The 17,369-nt window shown below is 65.3% G+C and carries 21 protein-coding genes and 1 pseudogene; 2 read left to right on the forward strand and 20 right to left on the reverse strand.

What is annotated here, in order from left to right; all coding sequences use genetic code 11:
• Positions 1-42: 42 nt before the first annotated feature.
• From E4O86_RS01030 to E4O86_RS01090, 17 genes are all read right to left on the reverse strand, one after another.
• A complete protein-coding gene (locus E4O86_RS01030; protein WP_161138655.1) occupies positions 43-654 on the reverse strand; it encodes a class I SAM-dependent methyltransferase in 612 nt (203 codons plus the stop codon).
• Positions 655-671: 17 nt separating this feature from the next.
• Positions 672-1,223: a hypothetical protein gene (locus E4O86_RS01035; protein ID WP_246206059.1), complete on the reverse strand. Its 552-nt coding sequence runs from the start codon at positions 1,221-1,223 to the stop codon at positions 672-674.
• Positions 1,224-1,230: 7 nt separating this feature from the next.
• On the reverse strand, positions 1,231-1,656 hold the full coding sequence (locus tag E4O86_RS23370; RefSeq protein ID WP_246206060.1) for an SPW repeat protein: 426 nt from the start codon (positions 1,654-1,656) through the stop codon (positions 1,231-1,233).
• Complete coding sequence (locus E4O86_RS23375) at positions 1,631-2,881, reverse strand: vitamin K epoxide reductase family protein (RefSeq protein ID WP_246206062.1); 1,251 nt, start codon at positions 2,879-2,881, stop codon at positions 1,631-1,633. The genes E4O86_RS23370 and E4O86_RS23375 overlap by 26 nt, the downstream gene beginning before the upstream one ends.
• Positions 2,772-3,764, reverse strand: coding sequence for an NAD-dependent epimerase/dehydratase family protein (locus tag E4O86_RS23380; protein ID WP_246206063.1), 993 nt, complete (start codon positions 3,762-3,764; stop codon positions 2,772-2,774). Before E4O86_RS23380 ends, E4O86_RS23375 begins: the two co-directional genes overlap by 110 nt.
• A gap of 30 nt (positions 3,765-3,794) precedes the next feature.
• Positions 3,795-3,935, reverse strand: a complete 141-nt coding sequence (locus E4O86_RS23075) for a hypothetical protein (RefSeq protein ID WP_205520599.1) — start codon at positions 3,933-3,935, stop codon at positions 3,795-3,797.
• Positions 3,936-3,967: 32 nt separating this feature from the next.
• A complete protein-coding gene (locus E4O86_RS01045) occupies positions 3,968-4,876 on the reverse strand; it encodes a WD40/YVTN/BNR-like repeat-containing protein (protein ID WP_161138656.1) in 909 nt (302 codons plus the stop codon).
• A 35-nt stretch (positions 4,877-4,911) separates the two neighbouring features.
• Positions 4,912-5,280 carry a hypothetical protein gene (locus E4O86_RS23080; RefSeq protein ID WP_205520564.1) on the reverse strand — a complete coding sequence of 123 codons (369 nt, stop codon included), beginning with the start codon at positions 5,278-5,280 and terminating at the stop codon, positions 4,912-4,914.
• A gap of 39 nt (positions 5,281-5,319) precedes the next feature.
• Positions 5,320-5,775, reverse strand: coding sequence for a c-type cytochrome (locus E4O86_RS01050; protein ID WP_161138657.1), 456 nt, complete (start codon positions 5,773-5,775; stop codon positions 5,320-5,322).
• A 239-nt stretch (positions 5,776-6,014) separates the two neighbouring features.
• Positions 6,015-6,335, reverse strand: coding sequence for a hypothetical protein (locus E4O86_RS01055; protein ID WP_161138658.1), 321 nt, complete (start codon positions 6,333-6,335; stop codon positions 6,015-6,017).
• A 23-nt stretch (positions 6,336-6,358) separates the two neighbouring features.
• Positions 6,359-6,922 carry an exopolysaccharide biosynthesis protein gene (locus E4O86_RS23990; RefSeq protein ID WP_161138737.1) on the reverse strand — a complete coding sequence of 188 codons (564 nt, stop codon included), beginning with the start codon at positions 6,920-6,922 and terminating at the stop codon, positions 6,359-6,361.
• A gap of 181 nt (positions 6,923-7,103) precedes the next feature.
• Positions 7,104-7,661 carry a DUF305 domain-containing protein gene (locus E4O86_RS01065; RefSeq protein WP_161138659.1) on the reverse strand — a complete coding sequence of 186 codons (558 nt, stop codon included), beginning with the start codon at positions 7,659-7,661 and terminating at the stop codon, positions 7,104-7,106.
• Between the two features lie 248 nt (positions 7,662-7,909).
• The gene (locus E4O86_RS01070) at positions 7,910-8,485 is read right to left on the reverse strand and encodes a hypothetical protein (RefSeq protein WP_161138660.1); all 576 of its coding nucleotides are present in this window, start codon (positions 8,483-8,485) and stop codon (positions 7,910-7,912) included.
• Positions 8,486-8,496: 11 nt separating this feature from the next.
• Positions 8,497-8,970 (reverse strand): hypothetical protein, encoded by a 474-nt coding sequence (locus tag E4O86_RS01075; RefSeq protein WP_161138661.1) that lies wholly within the window; start codon positions 8,968-8,970, stop codon positions 8,497-8,499.
• A gap of 17 nt (positions 8,971-8,987) precedes the next feature.
• On the reverse strand, positions 8,988-9,266 hold the full coding sequence (locus tag E4O86_RS01080) for a Spy/CpxP family protein refolding chaperone (protein WP_161138662.1): 279 nt from the start codon (positions 9,264-9,266) through the stop codon (positions 8,988-8,990).
• A gap of 11 nt (positions 9,267-9,277) precedes the next feature.
• Positions 9,278-10,747: a multicopper oxidase family protein gene (locus E4O86_RS01085; RefSeq protein WP_246206064.1), complete on the reverse strand. Its 1,470-nt coding sequence runs from the start codon at positions 10,745-10,747 to the stop codon at positions 9,278-9,280.
• A gap of 1,191 nt (positions 10,748-11,938) precedes the next feature.
• Positions 11,939-13,228 carry a tyrosine-type recombinase/integrase gene (locus E4O86_RS01090; protein WP_161138664.1) on the reverse strand — a complete coding sequence of 430 codons (1,290 nt, stop codon included), beginning with the start codon at positions 13,226-13,228 and terminating at the stop codon, positions 11,939-11,941.
• Between the two features lie 432 nt (positions 13,229-13,660).
• Between E4O86_RS01090 and E4O86_RS01095 the strand changes: the two genes are divergently transcribed.
• Positions 13,661-15,475, forward strand: a complete 1,815-nt coding sequence (locus E4O86_RS01095; RefSeq protein WP_161138665.1) for an ATP-dependent nuclease — start codon at positions 13,661-13,663, stop codon at positions 15,473-15,475.
• Positions 15,476-15,496: 21 nt separating this feature from the next.
• On the opposite strand, the gene E4O86_RS23730 is transcribed toward E4O86_RS01095, so the two are convergent.
• The 3 genes and pseudogenes from E4O86_RS23730 to E4O86_RS23085 all read right to left on the reverse strand — a co-directional run.
• A complete protein-coding gene (locus E4O86_RS23730; RefSeq protein WP_161138666.1) occupies positions 15,497-15,958 on the reverse strand; it encodes an aldolase/citrate lyase family protein in 462 nt (153 codons plus the stop codon).
• On the reverse strand, positions 15,958-16,812 hold the full coding sequence (locus E4O86_RS01105) for an HTD2 family dehydratase (RefSeq protein WP_161138667.1): 855 nt from the start codon (positions 16,810-16,812) through the stop codon (positions 15,958-15,960). Before E4O86_RS01105 ends, E4O86_RS23730 begins: the two co-directional genes overlap by 1 nt.
• Positions 16,812-16,967 (reverse strand): annotated as a pseudogene (locus E4O86_RS23085) (acyl-CoA dehydrogenase family protein); the annotation flags it as partial. The pseudogene E4O86_RS23085 and the gene E4O86_RS01105, both read right to left, overlap by 1 nt.
• A 39-nt stretch (positions 16,968-17,006) precedes the next feature.
• On the opposite strand from E4O86_RS23085, the gene E4O86_RS23995 reads away from it, so the two are divergent.
• The gene (locus E4O86_RS23995) at positions 17,007-17,333 is read left to right on the forward strand and encodes an acetyl-CoA hydrolase/transferase C-terminal domain-containing protein (RefSeq protein ID WP_205520566.1); all 327 of its coding nucleotides are present in this window, start codon (positions 17,007-17,009) and stop codon (positions 17,331-17,333) included.
• Positions 17,334-17,369 lie beyond the last annotated feature (36 nt).

Raw genomic sequence — 17,369 nt, forward strand, 5'->3', positions numbered from 1 at the left:
TGGTGGCGAGAGCGCTACTGAGCCATGCCCTGCGGCCGACGATCAGGTCGCGCGGGCGCACCCCTCATACATGAAGGTCAGCGGCTTCGGCCCTTTGCCCAAATAGCCGGTATTGAGCCGTTCGATCGAGAAGCCCGCCTCGCGGAGTAGGCGGTCGACCGGATTGTCGAGGTGGCAGCTGATGCGGCTCCAGAGCGGATCCAGCCGGCGCTGCCAGGCGGCGACCTGCCGTTCCGGCGCAAGACCGTGCTCGACGAACAGGAGCTCGCCTCCCGGCCTCAGCACCCGCCGCATCTCGCGCAGCCCCGCTCGCGCATCGGCGATCGAGCACAGCGTCCAGGTCATCAGCACCGTATCGACGCTTGCGTCTCGGAGCGGCATCGCCTCGGCGGAGGCGCGGACCAAGTGGACCGGCAGCGCGGCGCCGCACGCCCGTGCCGCGGCCCTTGCCAACAGCTCGAAGGAAGGATCAAGGCCGATCACCCGCTCGACGGCGGGGCCGTAGAGCGGCAGGTTGAGCCCCGAGCCGACGCCGACCTCGAGCACGAACCCGCGGGCGCGCGGCGCCAGCCGCCGGCGGTAGGCGGCGAGATCCTCGTCCCGCATCGTCCAGTCGATCAGAAGCGGCAGAACCCAGCGCGCATAAACGCCCAACCCTCTCTCCTAGACGCTCATCGCCGACGCTGCGCCCCGGCGCTTGCGGCAGCGCGTCCAGCCAGCGCGAACGCGACGGCGGGCACAACGATCCACTGCAACAGCGGCGACAGCCCGACCTCCACGCCGAACAGCGACAGGATGGGCATCAATTCCGAATAGTCCCAGGCCGCGCGCACGACGACGTTCAGCCATTCGCTGAAGGCCGTGTACCCCACCCCAAGCGCGATGGCGAGCGCCGCCACCGGGCGGAAGCGCTCGCGCGGCCAAGTCTCGTTCCCGAGCAGCAGCAGCGCAAGCATCAACGAGGTCAGGGCGATGAGGACATCGCCGCCGGTGCAGTGAAGGGCAGCGAAGGCAACCTCACCCCAGGTGCCTTCACGCCAGATCGTGTAGAGAGGCATGTGGAGGAATTCCCAGGCGAGATGGCCGACCGCGGTCGCGATCAGATAGCGACGGAGCGCGGCGTGCCAGCCGCCGGACACGGCCCCGCGGCGCGTCGCACGAGGGTGCCTCCGATCACCGGCCGAGCCGCCCGCGACCTGCCCGTCGGACTCAAAGAACGCCAAATTTGGATCATACGACATAGCGATCCCAGGAACCGTAGTGCTCGTCACTGCGCCGGCCGCGCGGCAGGCTCAGGCCGACCACCAGCAGGCCGATGACCACGTCGTTCCAGCTTGCCGCGATAGTCGCGCCCGAGAGCAGCCACGGCGACGCGATCAGCCACAGCCCGAACAGGATGTTGAGGAAACGCAAGGGGCGCCCGACCTCGGCCATGGCGCACACGGCGACGGTGATGATCATGGCGCCGACCAAATGGTCGCTGTCGGCCATCGCCCCTTCGGTGCCAAGCACGCCGCGCGCAAGCATCAGCCAAGCGCCGAGGGCGCAGCTGGCGACCAGCGTCCACGGCAGCGTGACGCCCCAGACCGCCGCCTCCGCCTGCCGGGCGAGCGGCGCGCCGAAGCCCGGATCATTCGTCCGGCTGGCCGCCGACATCCGGGCCGCCGTGGAAGAAGGTGCGCCAGAACGGCCGCCCGGCGCGTACGGAGCGAAGCATGTATTGGCCCATCGCGACCACCTCGTCGAGCGTGAGCGGAATCATCACCAGCATTGCCGCCGCGGCGATCAGGCAGAGCGTGCAATAGGTGCCGATGACGATCGGCTGAATGATGATGAAGAAGATCGAGACGCCGCCGAGAGGCACCACCAGGATGAAGAAGAAGGTCACCATCCAGGGCATGGTGCGCCAGCGCTTGGCCGAGCCCATCGCGCCCATCAGCGCCTCGATCATGTAGCTGGTGGCACCGAGGCCGGCATCGGCGATCGGCCAGGCGCGCGACACGTCGGAGGTGATGATGTACTCGGTTCCGTTCCTGCCGCTCCCGCCGGAGAAGAACGGCTCCCACACCGCGTCGATATGGCCGAGCTGGTAGGCGGCCATGTAGCGGGCGATCAGGAACCCGAAGAAGCCGAGCGCGATGATCGGCAGGCGCTGGAGCCAGCTCGACGGGGAATAGGTCCAGCCCGGCGGAATCTCGCTTTCGTCCATCATGCCTTCGTGGCTCATCCCCGGCATCATCGGCACGAGCACCGAGAAGATGACGGCGAGTGCGCCGACAATGGTGTCGTTGGCGTAGGCCGCAGCGCTCGGCGTCCACAGGAACAAGGGCGCGAACAGCAGCCACAGGCCGACCGCCGTGGTGCCCCATTGCGCCCAGGCGAAGCGCGGCGACAGGGCGAGCGCGCCGAACAGCATCAGCAGCAGCCCGCTCGCGATGTCGCTCCAGCCGGTGAGCGCATTGCGCAAGGCCGGATCCCACAGCCCGCGCTCCTGCGTCACGTCGCGTACCGTGCCTGCCGCCGCGGGATCGAACAAGGCGAACTGAAACGGGCTGGTGAGGAGCCAGGCGCCGAGCGCGACCACCAGGAAGTGCACCCAGAGCATGCGCTGGCGCATCGCCGCCATTTCGGCGTGATGCTCCTGCATCGCGTCGCCGTGCATCGGCGCGTCGTGTTCCGCGGCGCGGCGCGGCGCCGCGCTGCCCCCCGCCACCTTGGCGGCATTGAGCTTGTTCGCCGCATACCAGCCGGCCGGATCGGCCTTCAGCGCCTCAACCATCCTGGGGAGCGTCTCGCGCAGGCTGTGCTTCGGTTCCCAGCCGATCAGCGTCCGCGCGCGGCCGGTGTCGAGCGCGTAATGGTCGTCGGCGATGTCGACCATCCAGGGCTTGATAAAGGGATCCCTCGTCCAGGACCGTGTTCTCAACCCAGGCGCCGGCCTTGGCGAGCGCCTTCGGTACCTCCCAGGTTTCCCATGCCTCGCCGTGGAGCAGCCGTCCGATCTCGCGCTGCAGTTCACCGTAACCCATGACGTCCGGCTCCCCCAGCAGGAGCGGAAACTCCGGCGGGAGCGTTGCGCGGCGTTCGATCAGCCGGACGATGGCGTCGATAAGATCGTCCAGGTGCAGGAAGGATTGCCCGGTGCGCAGGTCGCCGGGATAGACGCGAGCCTTGGGACTGCGCTCATAAATCCGGGCGATCTGGCGGGCGAGGAAGGCGTTGCGGCAACCATCGTTATACACGCCGGCGGGGCGGAGGTAGACCACCGGGATCTCGCCCCGCCGCTTGTGGATCAGCCGCTCGGTTTCGATCTTCGAGGCCCGATAAGGCAGCTTGGGATCGAGCGGCCGGTCCTCGTCAATGTGCTCGCCAGGCGTGCCGGCTGCGTGTACCAGCATCGTGCTGGCAAACACGAACTGCTCGACCTCGAAGGATTGCAGCGCGTGCAGCAACCGTTCGGTGCCGTGTAGCGTGATCGCCTGGTATTTGGGGCTGGGCTCGCCCGAGAGATCGAAGTAGGCGGCGAGATGCACCACCGAGGTGATCCGGTTCCCGTGCCGCTCGCGCACGCAAGCCAGCGCCTCGCGGACGCTCTCGTCCGAGGTGAGATCGATCCGCTCGAAGCTCGCGGACGGTGGCAGTTCGCCCGGCGGATGCAGGTCCAGACCGACGACCGCGAAGCGCTCAGCCAGCCGGCCGACGATCGCCCGGCCGATAAAGCCGCTGCTGCCGGTCACGAGAACGGTTTCTCTTTCCGTGGCCATTGTCCTCCCCTTTTCCGCACCAGCGCCCGCTCATCTGCGGCCGGAGATCAGGTACTTCACGAGCGCGGCGACCCCCAGGATCAGCAGGACGAGGAGCAGCAGTCCGATCAGGCCCATGCCACCCATCCCCCAACCCATGCCCTCCATCATGCCCTCCATCATGCGATCCATCACGAGCCCCGGCGGTCGCGTTGCCCCGACCCCTAGCTGAGCCGCGTCCAGGTCCGGCCGCCGTCGGCGCTGGCGAGGATTTCGCTGTGCTGCGTCACGACGAACAGCCGATCGCGATCCGCTGGATCGGCGGCAAGATGCAGCAGGAAGCGATCGCCGAAGCCGTCGCTCACTGTCTCCCAGCTTCCAATTGGGCCCGACCGCTTCACCAGGCCGGCGCCGACGACGAAGGCATAGACCGTCCCGTCCGGCGTGCCCTGGACCAGGCTCGCCGGACGAGTCCACACCGTAGCCGCCCGCCAGGTTCTGGCCCCATCGCGGCTCACCATCAGGCCATTGCGGCTCGCAGCATAGACGGTGTCCGGCTCCTGCGGATCGGCCGCGAGGTCGAATATGTCGGCCGGCGGCGTCCCGGTAATCGTCCAACTCGTGCCGCCGTCGCGGCTCACCTGGATGCCGCGGTAGAGCCAGTAGATCACGTGCGGGTCCGCCGGGCTCACATCCATGGCGTGAAAGTCGACCGAGCCGTTCGCGCCCCTGGCGACCTGCGTCCAGCTTCGGCCGCCGTCGCGCGAGACGAGCACGCCGAGATTGCCGCCGCCCTCCGGATGGCCGCTGGCGTAGAAGGTCGCGGGCTCGATCGGGTGCGGCGTGAAGCCCATGTAGTCGCTGCGGTCGGCCGAGATGCGCTCGGCCATGCCGTCCGGCGCCGTGCGCCACACGCCATGGTGCGTGGCGAGGTAGAGCCAGGACGGCTCCTGCCGATCCACCGCGATGCCGTGGATATGCGACACCCTGGAGAGCGGCACGGTTTCCGAGGCATCGGCCTGCCACATCAGGACAACGCCGAGCACCGCCGTCACGGCGCCGGCAGCCAAGATCAACCTGATCGGCCGCTTCATCGCGCGTCCGTCGGTGGTCCTCTTCAAAGCTTTGGTCATGAGTTCCTCGATCGCTTGAAGGAATGACTACGCTGCTAGGGCCGGGATGGCGCCTCGTCCCCAACCGGGGCGCCGCAACAAGCTCGGCTGGAGTTTGTCACCGCAGCCGCCGGCGATGCGGAAAGGATCTGTCTAGGCGACAGGGTGGCGCCGTTCGCGGCCTGCTCGTGCTTGGAACATGAGCGCGTCATGCAGAGGCCGAGGCCGCACATGATCAGGCAAGGCGCGAGCGACAGCAGCAGCGGCGCGACGCCAACCGCGACGAGCCAGCCCCAGTTGAACGCCGCTCCGCCTGCGATCAGCGCGGCCGCGACGCCGATCAGCACGCGGCGATCGCGTAGCGCCCGTTGCGCGGCCCGCCCCAAGCTTGGGCCGATAACCGGTGCGGTTGTTGACGTGTCCACGAAGTCCTCTCCTTTCATGAGGGGCGGTTTTCCCCCCGGCTAGGGTTGGGTCCGGCTGCGGGCGTCCTGGCGGGCGCGGATGTCGGGCGGCCAGGTGCTCTTGATGAAGGCGAGGACAGCCGCGATCTGCTCGTCCGTGAGCGTGCCCTCGAAGGCGGGCATATCGCTCTGATAGCCGGGCACGACGCCGGACAAGCCCTTCTTCGTGAGCTCAAAGAGCTGCTGGTCGGCATGGTGCCAGGTGTGCCCCGAAGCGTCGTGCGGCGGCGCCGGCAGGCGGCCGTCGGGCCGGCGTTCACGCCAGTCCGGCTGGCCTTCGAGATTGGCGCCGTGACAGCTTGCGCAGTGCGCGGCGTAGATCTCGCGGCCGAGCGCACCCTGGGCCGGGTCGTCCGGGTCGATCGCCCCTCGTGACGAGAACCCGAACCAGCCCAGCGCCGCAGCGCCCGCCGCCAGGGCGACGAGGGTAGTGAGGATCGCGACATGGCGGCGCATCACCGCCGGCCCCCGGCGCTCTTGCTTCCGGCCGGCGGTCGGTATGCTGCAAGGTCGAGGATTCGGCGGCTGACAGCCGGACCGCGTGACGGAGTCATTTTCTGGAGTTTCGTCGAGTGGGTTACGCTGCGCGGAACCGGAGCAGCCGCGAAGTGGCTCGGATCCGCAGCGGGAGCGAGCCCGCCTGAACGCGAGCTCGCCCGGCGACGGCTCACCGCCCGCGTAGCGGGCGGACGCCGTCAGCTCAGATCGGGTCTGGGAGGATAAGGGTCAGGCGGACCGGTACGGCCCAGGCTGAAGCTTGCGACCAGCGGGACCGGCTGCTCGGCCGGAGATGAATGGACAGCGGCCACGACGGGCGGCAGCGCGGTCGTGGCGCCGCATAGGGCGAAGCAGGCTTCCATCACCATGCCGCCTTGCTCATCCCCGCCCGGACAGCCGCCACAGTTTTCCGGCGCCGGCATGTCCAGGGAAGCGGCCGCCGCCATGCTCGCGCCCATGCTGACCGCCTGGACGCCATGCGCCACCAATCCCAGCGTCACCGCGAGAATGGTGAGCAATGCAAAGAGACGGCGGGACAGGACTAGGCACATAAAATAAAAATAACAGGTTGTCGCCGCGCCGGCAACGACCGCTCCGGCTGATCCGCGCCGCCGCCTGACGGCCCCGTTCCACCCGACGGCCAAGAACCCAGGGAACACCATCCAGGCCGCCAGCCGCCCCGCGCGGAAACCGCGGCCCGTGCCCGCACATCGGGATCGCAAAATCGGCAACCACAATCACGGACCACGCCGCTCACGAAAGAGACCCGGTGAGAAATCCGGGCTAGGCGCGGCCGCGAGACGCGCTCCATCACAAGGAGGAGAGGCGTGAGGTAACAGGCGAGCAATCGCAGCGCCCGGGCCGGGACCGGTAGGGTGTGCATCCGGCGCGGCAGTCCGGCCTGCTCTCCAAAGAAGACTAGATGGCCCGCAATCATGATGATGGGCATTCCAAAGATCATCGAGGCGCTGGGGATCGGGAGAGGCACCGCCTCGGGTACGGACAGGATGAAGAGAGCGGTCCCATGGACGCGCGTCCCCACGGCCGCCAGAACGGATTGCAGGGGCACATGCTCTCGTTCGGTTTCGCCGAGCTGCTGTAGAATCCCGGAGAGAAGCTGTTCTTAATGGCACCTCTCGGCGCGCAGGTGGCGACACCGCCAGTGTGCGCAAGGCGGCGGCAGGCGCGCAGGGCTCCTCAGCGGTGCTGTGCAAGAAGACCCGTTCCGTCCGCACCGCCACCCCGTCCCGCGGCGCAGCAAATTACTGCGCCGGCGTGAGCGAGGCCTACTCGAGCGCCTTCCTGGCTTCGCTCACGACTTCGGGGGTCACATCGGCCGACTTCGCCGGAAGCTCGGTCGTTCCTCGCAAGCCGTTCTCTTCGATGTCGGCGATAAGCAGCTTCATTTCGGTTATCTCAAGCACCTGAGATTCGATGATCTTGTCAGCGAGTTCGCGCACGCGCGGGTCACTGATGCTCGACTTGCGTGCATTGTTGATGGCAATCGAGTGATGAGGGATCATCGAGCGCATGAACTTCAGGTCGTCTACCAGAAGCTGGCTCCTATTCACGTAGAGCAAGCCGATGCTGGCCAGAGCGGCCAAGGCCAGTACTGCAACTTTGGCGGCTATACCCTTGTACATGGACCACATGAACGCCAGCATGACGAGCATCATCACGCTGCCCATAACCAGAGAGGCCACGAACCGGTTGATGCTGAAGAAAGCGTGGTCGAACGAATAGACAAGATGATACATCAGGAAGAACATGATGAAGGTCGAGGTCGCGATCATCGCCGCGAACCGGCCCCAGTTCATGCCCATCGTCTCTTTGTGCTGCTTCATAACGGAATCCTCATCCTGCAAAGCTCGTCTTCAAGCGGCTCCGAAGCATTTTGGCGCGGGCAGGGTCTCCCAAGCCGTCGCTGAACCGGCGCGGCCAGGCCCGATATGAGTCCGTCTCCGTCTTCATCGGCGGCCGCCGGACAGGTATTTGAGAAGCGCGGCAATCCCGAGGACGAGCAGGATGGCGACAAGGATCCATAGGATCCCCATTCCCCCCATGCCCCAGCCTGTTCCGTCCATCATGTCCATTACTCTTTGTTCTCTGCAGGTGCGGCACCGGCCAGCCTTCGCCAGGTGCGGCCGTGGTCGATGCTGTGGAGGATTTCGCCATCGGCCGATGCAGCGAAGAGGCGATTCGGATCGCTGGGATCGACCGTGAGGTGCAGCAGGTACGAGGTTCCGAAGCCCTCGGAGACCGTTGCGAACATTGCTGCGGGCTCGCTCGCCCTCAACTGGCCGTGTCCGAGCATGAAGGCGTACACCGTGCCGTCAGACGCGACCTCGACGAGGCTGACCGGCTCGCGCTGAAGGATGGGGGTCCTCGTCCTGGCGCGTCGCCGGTACTCGTCGGCATTCCTGGCTGCGATCCGCTTGGGCGGGCATTCCACGACGATGTCGACCTCGTCCAGCCCTGCCGATGACACCGCATCCGCGTGCTCGGCGGTGGCGCCGAAAAGCCTGAGCCCTCTGGCGGTAGCCACGTGCAGCCGCCAGTCCCTCCCGATGTCGGAAATTCCGGCGAGCACTATTTCCGATTGCTGGACAACCGCGTCGGCGACCCGCTTGCCGATCACCCCGTAGCCGTTCACCGCCACGCGGACCATTCCGCTTCCTGTCATGTCGCGTTCCCCAGTTTTCGGGTCGGGCGAACCCACCAGAAGGCGATCCCCGGGATGACGAGCCACTGGGCGAGCGGGGACAATCCAGTGCCTATGCCGGGCAGCACCGGCATCAGGTTCGAGTAAGCCCATGTGCCGCGGACTTCGGTGTTCAGCCATTCGCTGAACACCGTGTAACCGAGGCCGATTCCGATCGTGATGAGTGCCACCGCCCCAAAGCGCTCGCCTGGCCAGCGATCGTCGCCTGCGGCCATAAGCCCGCCTAGAAGTGCGGTCAGCCCGATCAATACGTCGCCTGCCGTGCAGTGGGGGACCGCGAAGGCAATCTCCGCGGTCGTGCCGTCCCGCCAGAGGGTGTAGAGAGGGAGCTGCGCGACCTCCCAGCCAAGGTTGCCGATCGCCAGCAGCGCGAAATAGCGCCGCAACGATCGCAGCCAGAGCGGAGAAGCCGCGCAGGTCGGAATTACCATCGCTTCGCCCCGCCTCGTCACGGCGCGCCGATCAAGCCGCCGGCGAGCTCGGATGCGAGCCGCTGCTGGGTTTCATCCAGCTCCTGATAGAGCGCTTCGGCCGCAGGCCTGATGTTCCTCACCATTTCGAGGCGTGCGGCGAGCGCGGTCTCGTGCCTCTCGAGAAGTGTCGGCCAGCCCGGCTGCCCCTGTGCAGGCGCCTCGTGGTCCTGGCTGTCCTGAGCCATTGCTCCGGAGCCCCAAAGCATGGTGGCCGCTGTCACGGCCGCTGCGATGGTGGATCTGTTGCTGTTCATTGCTATCTCCCTCAGCTTCGTCCGGGCGCAGTTTCGTAGGCAACCTCGGTTATCATGCCGGCGGCCATGTGGAGGAGGTTGTGGCAGTGGAAGGGCCAACGTCCCGGATTGTCGGTATCGAAGGCGATGGTCACGGCACCGTTCACCGGCACCAGGACCGTGTCGCGCACGGCCCCCTTCAGCGGGCGCCCGTTTATCCCGATGACCTGGAAGTGATGCCCGTGCAGATGCATCGGATGAGCCATCGGGCTCACGTTGCGCATCTCGATGGCCACCCGCTGACCCGGATGCACTTCGATCGGTGTGTGGTTCCCCCAGGTCCGGTCGTCAATCGACCAGACGTAGCCCATCATCGTGCCGGTCAATGCGGTGCGGAAGGTGACATCCGCATGCCGGTGCGGAAGCGGATCCACGGCGAATAGGCTCTCCTCAAGGGAAAGATCGACCGGCGGTGCTGCGCTTCCCGCCTCTCCGGCCACCCGGGCGATGGGACTTCCTTGCGTTGCGAGGATGATCCCCGTTCTTTCCCTGTCGCCCTCCCGCTGTGCGAGGATCGGCCAGGCGCCGCCTTCGCGTGGCAGGCTGAGAACCACGTCGAGCCGCTGGCCCATGGTCATGCCGAACCGCTTGCCCTTGACCGGCCGTACGGGGTTGCCATCGGCGGCAATCACCGTCCCCTGGAGGGTGCCGAGATCGATCTGAAATGCGCTGGTCGTGGCGCCGTTGATGATCCTCAGCCGCACGCGGCCGCCGCGCTCCACCGTGACGACCTCCGGGTCGTCAAGGGTGCGGTCATTGGCGAGATACGCATCGTACTCGACGTCGTTCAGGTCCGGCTGACCGGGACCACCGGCATGGGCGTCGGGTGCCACCGTGAGACCGGAGAGCGGGACATCGGGCTCGTCTCCGGTCATGTGATCCATGCCGGCCATGCCTCCATGGCCCATCGAAGATACATTCTCGGTTGCATGCGCCATGGCGCTGCCCCGGAGATCGGCCAGCAGCTCGGTAGGATCGCGGAATGTGAAATCGTGCAGGAGGATGACAACCTCCTGCACATCGGCCCGAAGGTCCTCAGGAGTGCGGACGATCAGCGGCGCCGCGAGCAGCAGCTGCTCCTGCAGGCCGAGATGCGAATGCATCCAGTGGGTGCCTGGCCGCGGCTCATAATCATAGCGCCGGACTTCGTTCGGCCGGAGTGCTGCATGTGGCCCGATGACAACGCCGTCCTTGCTCCACTCGGGCGTCTGGCCATGCCAATGGACAATGGTGTCCTCGGCCGTGGCGTTGTGAAGGTCGACGGTAAAACCCTCGCCCGGATCGAGCGCGATCCCGTGCGAGCCGCCAGGTTTGGTAATCCCGAAGACGGATGCCGCGCGACCGCGGACATCGAGCGTTCGACGTTCGATCCTCAGCGGGGTTGCTGCCCCGGCGAATGCGGACCGCACCGCACCGGGCAAGAAGGCGTTCGTTCCGGCCAAGGCTGCCGATGTTCCGGCAAGCGCCATAAGGTGACGACGGGTAATCGATATCATTGTGCACCATTGATCTGATGGGTCCGGACGGCCGGTACTCGCGTATGAGCACCGGGCGAGCGTCTGACGCGGGCGCGGAATCGTCGCTGCGCTCACCTCACCGGCAGCAGCTGCCGGCTCAGATCAGATGGCGGGGAGGAGGGATGGGAGGCGTGCTCTCGCGACCGCCCAGGAGGCTTGTTTGGGTGAGCCAGGCACCGGAGCACACGCTGGTGAGCTCGGTCGCCGGAAATGGCGCGGGAAGAGCGGAGCCGCAAGCAAGCGGCGAGTGCGGACTGCCACAATGGCGCATTCCTCCGCCGCCACGTTCGGCGGCGCAGTCCCTTGGGGCGAACTCACTTGCTACGGCAATAAGCCAGACGCGGCCGGCACCTTCGGCAGATTCAGCGGACGCGCCGTCCAGTGTCACAGCCAACAACTGATCTGCGTGGTCGGTGCCAGTCGCAGCGCTCGCGTGCGGCTGTCCGGCGAATCCGGAAAGCAGGACGGCCGCGATGAGGAGCATCCTGGTCGCGAAACCTGCCGCACCGAATGTCCTGCCGGCTAACCGCACTGGAGCTCCTTTGGACTGCCTCTGCCCATGGCTGGTCAACAAAGATATAAAGACCGGAGCAGCGATCACTGACATAGGTCAATGTGCAGCGCTGCGCCAGCCTGCATGTCTGCTTCGGATTGACCCTAACCAACGGGACGTCTCGTGCGCCGAGGACCAACTCGAGATCGCAACGAGTTCAAGGCCGACAAGCGCTGGAAGAGGCGGGTTGGGCCGCCGCTGCCGTTGGTTTGAGAAGCACCGCCGATCGTCGTTGAAATCCTTCCGTCAGCGGGGTGCGATTCAGTCGAGCACGCATCTGAACACGAGGAAGCTCGTGGAGCGTCTCGAAGCATAGTAGTGACTCGTCGTAATTCATCGCAGCTTCGGCTGTCGTCGGAGCTCTTGGGAAGCGCGGTCATAGTGCGGCAGCGAGTAAGAAGTTCGCATCTTCATCCACGATGGGGCGCCGCTTCGGCGTAGGGCGACAGGATGCTCCCGAGTAACGTGGCGAGCCTGAGCGTAAGCGATCGCTGTATGGCGTAGGTGGTGCGCCGCAAAGGATTCGAACCAAGCTGTCGCCAGAGTTCGACCGTGAATGCTTATCATGCTGCCTTCGCGAAGCCGCGGCGGGTCGTGCCGCGCTTGGTCTTAGCGGTTTTCGCTCGTGGGCCGTCCAGCAACTCCGCCATCCGAGCTGCAACCTGATCCGCAGCGACCACCAAGGCGACATCGAGGTGGACATACCCCTGTGTGACGCCACGAGGGGCGTGTCCGAGTAAGCCCTTGATTGTCAGCTCCGAAAAGTTCAGGTCGCCGGCTACGCTCGCGAAGGTATGGCGGAGAGTGTGGGGAGTAACCTGAGTTAGTCCGGCCCGAGCGCAGACGCGATCGAGCACGCGCACGACACCCACGAAGTGACCTTCGCCCCAGTCGGCTGGGAACAGGTAGGGCCAGCCCATGCTCACCCTCATCTGCTCCGTGATGCATGCGACAGCCGCCTTGCCGATCGCACGGACCTGCTCCCCACCCTTCGTGTCCGGGAAGCTCACGTAACTCCGGCGCGTGTTGATCCACGCGCGTTCAAGCGCGAGCGCTTCCATCCGGCGGAAGCCGGTGAGCAGCAAGAGCCGGATGGCGGCCAAGCCGGTCGGGTGCTCACCTTCTTCCTCGCACTCGCGCATCGTGCGACCGAGCAGTTGCAGTTCCTCCTCGCTGAGGCGCCGCTTCTTCTGATTCCCGGCGACTTGGCGGACGCCGGCGGCCGGGTTCCTCTCGATGAGCTCCAGCCGGAGGGCGTGCCCAAGAATGCTCCGCAATGTACCCACCGTCCTGCCCGCAACCCCCGCTCCGCCCGTCGTCCTTCCGCCTCTCCCCTTCCGGCCCTTCGCCGACTTGCCCTCCATGATGTCGGCCTGCATCGCTTCGATGTCGCGGAGCGTGAGGCCACGAGCCGTGCGCGATCCGATCAGCGGCTTAATGTGCGAATCAATCCGGCTCTCGTCCGAATCTAGCGTGGAGGCCTTGATCGGCTTTCGCTTGCGCCCGAGGATGCGACCCGCTCGGGCCTGCTCGAGATACCAGTCGCAAACCTCGGCGACGGTCATTCCCTCTCGCGCCGCGTGGCGTTCGGCCGACGGGTCTTCGCCCCGCGCCGCTGCGGCCAGCTTCTGTCGAGCGAACTCGCGTGCCTGTTCCGGTGCGAGCACTCCATGCTGTCCCAGAACCAGGCGCCGGGTGCGCCCCTCCGCGTTGCGATACTGGATCAGGTATGTCTTCACGCCTGACGGCTTCACCCGAATGCCGAAGCCGCGCAGCTCGGCGTCCCAGGCGAACACGTCCCGGCCCGCCTGCGGCTGGAGGCCATCGACTGTACGCTTCGTGATCTTGGTCATGATCCTACCTTCTATGCGTTCCGAGTTCGTTCCGTTTCTGCTTCCCCGGCCATGGCGGCGGAGGGCGGGGAAGCACGGGGGAAGCACGCGGGCGCAACTTGAGGGGCCGCTTGAGGATACCCCAGCGAAGATTGGTGTAGAGATTTCCTTTTGCCTGTGAGGGGCTTAGCGAGTTATAGCGAGCAAAGACAGGCTCTAGCGAAAACTCACGAACGACCTTGCCAAGGTTGGGGTCGAGGGTTCGAATCCCTTCGCCCGCTCCAGTTTCCCAACATTTCCATAACTTTTCGCTTTCGGGCGGCGGGCCATAGGCAACCGGCAAGGTAACGCGATACCTGTCCCGGCTGGGTACCAATTACCCTCTCGCCATTGGCTCTAGCCCCCTTGTGTCCTATCTGATTGGGGCGCTTGATCAGCAAAGGGGGGCTCAGAATGAAGTTCGAAGGTTTTCAGGTAACGAACTTCCGAAACGTGATTGATTCCGGCTGGATCAACGCCAATCAAATCACTGCGTTTGTTGGGCAGAACGAGGCTGGAAAGAGCAATCTCTTCGAGGCGCTATACTGTCTGAACCCCATCGATGACGCGACCTATGATCTCGATGAAGATTGGCCGGTCGATAAGTGGGAGGGACGAAAGGACGCCAAGGGGAAGCGAGTTTGCTGGGCATTGTTCTCTCTCGATGGGGACGAGATAGAAGCGCTTTATGAGTATGCCGCCATCAAGCCCGAGGCACCGGCCGAGGGCTCGGAAGGAGGCGAAGGCAAATCCCCTGCCAAAGTCTCGCTCCCGACAGAGGCGAAGGTCTCACTGGCGAAAGCCTATGGATATCGGACGGACTTCCATCTGCGTGGGTTCGATGACGGCATCCTAGACGAGGACAAAGCAGCGGAGTGGATGCAGGAGCACACGCCCAATTTTGTTTACATCCGCGATTATGAGATGTCCGGTGCCCAAATCGAACTCGATCAGCTAAAGCAACGTCTCGACAAGGCTGGCGGGCAGCGCCACAAACTTCCCAATGAGGACCAGACAATCCTCATAATTCTCGATCTCGCCAACATCGAACTGCAGGACTTTCTCAAGAAAGGGCAGTCGTCCGAGGGTCGTACGATCCGATCCTTCGATAAGCGCTCGGCGTCGAGGTACCTCACCCAGCAATTCGCTCACCTCTGGCAACAAAAGGACGTGTCGTTCGATATTGAGATTGATGGGCCAACGCTGAATATCTTTGCGGAGGACGCAGGAATAGGAATGCCGGTGCGACTGCACCGTCGCTCAACGGGCTTTCGCTGGTACGTCTCTTTTGCATGGAAATTTACTCATGCGACAAACGGTGATTTTAAAGATTGTGTCCTCCTCCTCGAAGAGCCGGGGGTGCACCTCCATTTCACAGGCCAACGGGACTTGCTCAAGGTGTTCGAGCGGCTCGCAGAGCACAACACCATTCTTTACACCACGCATCTCGCTTCCATGGTGGATCAAGCCCACCCGGAGCGGGTCCGGATCATCGAAAGTCGAGACAATCATGTTGCGGTCACACAGGGCATTGTAAGCTCGCAACGCGCGCCGATGGCAGTGATTGAGCAAAGCCTTGGCCTTACCGGCGACCACAGCGGCATCCTCGGGAGCCGGCAGGTGATGGTTGTCGAGGGCGGCGGCGATGCGGTGGTCCTGCACAAGCTGTCAGGCTTGCTTAAAGCCGCCGGGAGAGAGGGGTTGTCGGACAAGATACACCTTTGGCCGGCCGACGGCGCTTCCAAAACCCCGATGTATGCCGGATTTGCCATCGGCCAGGGTTGGGATGCGGGCGTACTCCTTGACAGCGATGAGGCCGGCAACAAGGCGAGGGCGAAGATTGATGAACTCTATGTGTCCAAGATGGCCGCGGACAGTGGGCAGAAGTTCAGGACAATCATGCTCGGTAAGGCAGCTGGAACGAAGCAGACGGACTTCGCAATCGAGGACCTGTTTCCGCCCAAATTCTTTATCGACTGCGTGAACGAGATCTACGGCATAGCCATTAAGCCAGAGGACCTCCCAGAGGACGGCTCCGACATGATCAGCAAGAAGGTCGAGCACGTCTTGAAGATGAGGCACGGCCATACGCAACTCGATAAGAAGCGCATCATGGGCGAGATGTGGAGACAATTCGACACTTGGAAGTCGGTTGATGATCTCCCGGCACATACGGCCGGTCGAGCTGAGAAGGTGTTCAAGGCCATCAACGAAGCCTTTGGGGACTAGCTCCTCACAGCGGGTAAGGGCTCACGTGCCGGTTGGCGCAGCGCCGGCGCAGCTGATGGTGCGCTCCCTCGCTCTCGAAGGGCTTACGGCAGCGGAGGCGGGCCCTGGCCATTCCGGTCTCCTCCGGTAATCTGAGGAGACCGGCCACGCGATCACGGGGACCGGCGCTGTCTCGCAAAGCGCCGTGAATGCCGCGCCAGCCTCGGCCTTTGGCACGATCACGGCGGCGAGACCTCGGCCGGCACGGGCCGCCATGTGGGCGGCGTGCCAAGGCGTCCCCAGTCCGTTGACGCGCGCGCGGACCGGCACAAATGCGAGGTCCGAGCGCAAGGCCGCACGGCCCGCGCCCTTTGCGTCGGCTGCCACCGCATCCTCGAGATCGAGGATCGCTGCGTCGGCGCCGGCGGCCGTCGCCTTCCCGAAGCGTTCGGGACGGTCGGCAGGCAGGAACAGCGCGGCGGTGAAATTCAGCGACCCGCCCATCACCACGTGGCCTCTGCAGCCATGGAAACCGGCCCGCGGTCGCGAGCGGTCCACAGCACCAACCCGTCGCCCTCGGCCCTGGCATGCAACGCAACGGTGTCCGTATCGAACAAGGGTGCGAGGCCGCGGAAGCTGAAGCGCCGGGGCGGCGCTCCCCGAAGCTTGGTGGCAAAATTGCGTAAGAGCGCCGCCTGCATCGGCCCGTGGACGACGAGCGCCGGATAGCCCTCGACCTCGGTGGCGTACGACCGATCATAGTGAATGCGATGGGCGTTGAAGGTCAAAGCGGAATAGCGGAACAACAGGGGCGCGCCGACCGCCACGGGCTCGACGAACGCACCTGATTCCGCAGCGGGCGGCGACTTCCCCGCGCCGCCTGAATCGGCCCCGCGATAGACGATGTCCTGCCGCTCATCAATGGCGAGCACGCCGTTCGCCTCGATCCTGTGAGCCACGGTGACGAAGCAGAGCGGGCCCGTGCGCCCCTCCTTCAACGACACGTCCGCGACGCGGGACACACGTCGCACCAAATCGCCGACCTTGAGATCGTGGTGGAAAGTGAGTGCGCCGCCGGCCCACATTCGCCGCGGCAGAGGCACAGGCGGCAGGAAGCCGCCGCGTGCGGGATGCCCGTCCGGGCCGAGCCCCGCCGTGGCGACCGCGGGCTGGGCGAGGCAGAAGTGGATGAGCTGCGGCGCCGCCGCGCCATGGGCGGGCGGGGCGCCTGGCATGTCGAGCATGGCGTGATATTTGCGCGCGAGCTCCTCGCTGAGGATTTCGGAGCCGGTATCCTCGCGGCCGACCCAGGATTTGAGGTGATCCATGTCGATCAGGGGCCGATCCGGCGCGGACATCAGTAGGACCTCGGCATGCCGAGCACATGCTCGGCCAGATAGGACAGGATAAGGTTCGCGGAGATCGGCGCCACCTGAAAGAGCCGCCTCTCGCGGAACTCGCGTTCCACGTCATACACCTCGGCGAAGCCGAACCCGCCATAGGTCTGGATGCAGGTTGGCCAGCGCCCGGAGCGGCGGACGCCGCCATCATTGTGACGGAACACGGCATCGCAGACCTGCGCACGCCCACGCTCGCGCAGCGGCCCGAAGCCTTGATTGCCATCGCCGATCCCGCCTTTCGCGATGACTTGCACGAAAGGGGGCACTCGGGCGCCTGGTCTGGGGCGAGAAACGGGACGGCTGCGGCTCACTCCCAAGAACCCTCGGCGAAACGCGCACGCGCAGCCCTGAACTTTTGGGCGCGATCGCCCGCGTGGGTCAGGAACCTTAAGAGGGCAAAATTACGAAGCGTGTGGGCGTCACTCCCGGGGGGCCTTGCCTTCCTGACTGCCGCGGTCCGGATGCTCTTCCCGCCCTGATAATGGCCGCCGCCCCGCTCGGCGGGAAATACCATC

The sequence above is a fragment of the Propylenella binzhouense genome (genome assembly GCF_009866965.1).
Lineage (GTDB): Bacteria > Pseudomonadota > Alphaproteobacteria > Rhizobiales > Afifellaceae > Propylenella > Propylenella binzhouense.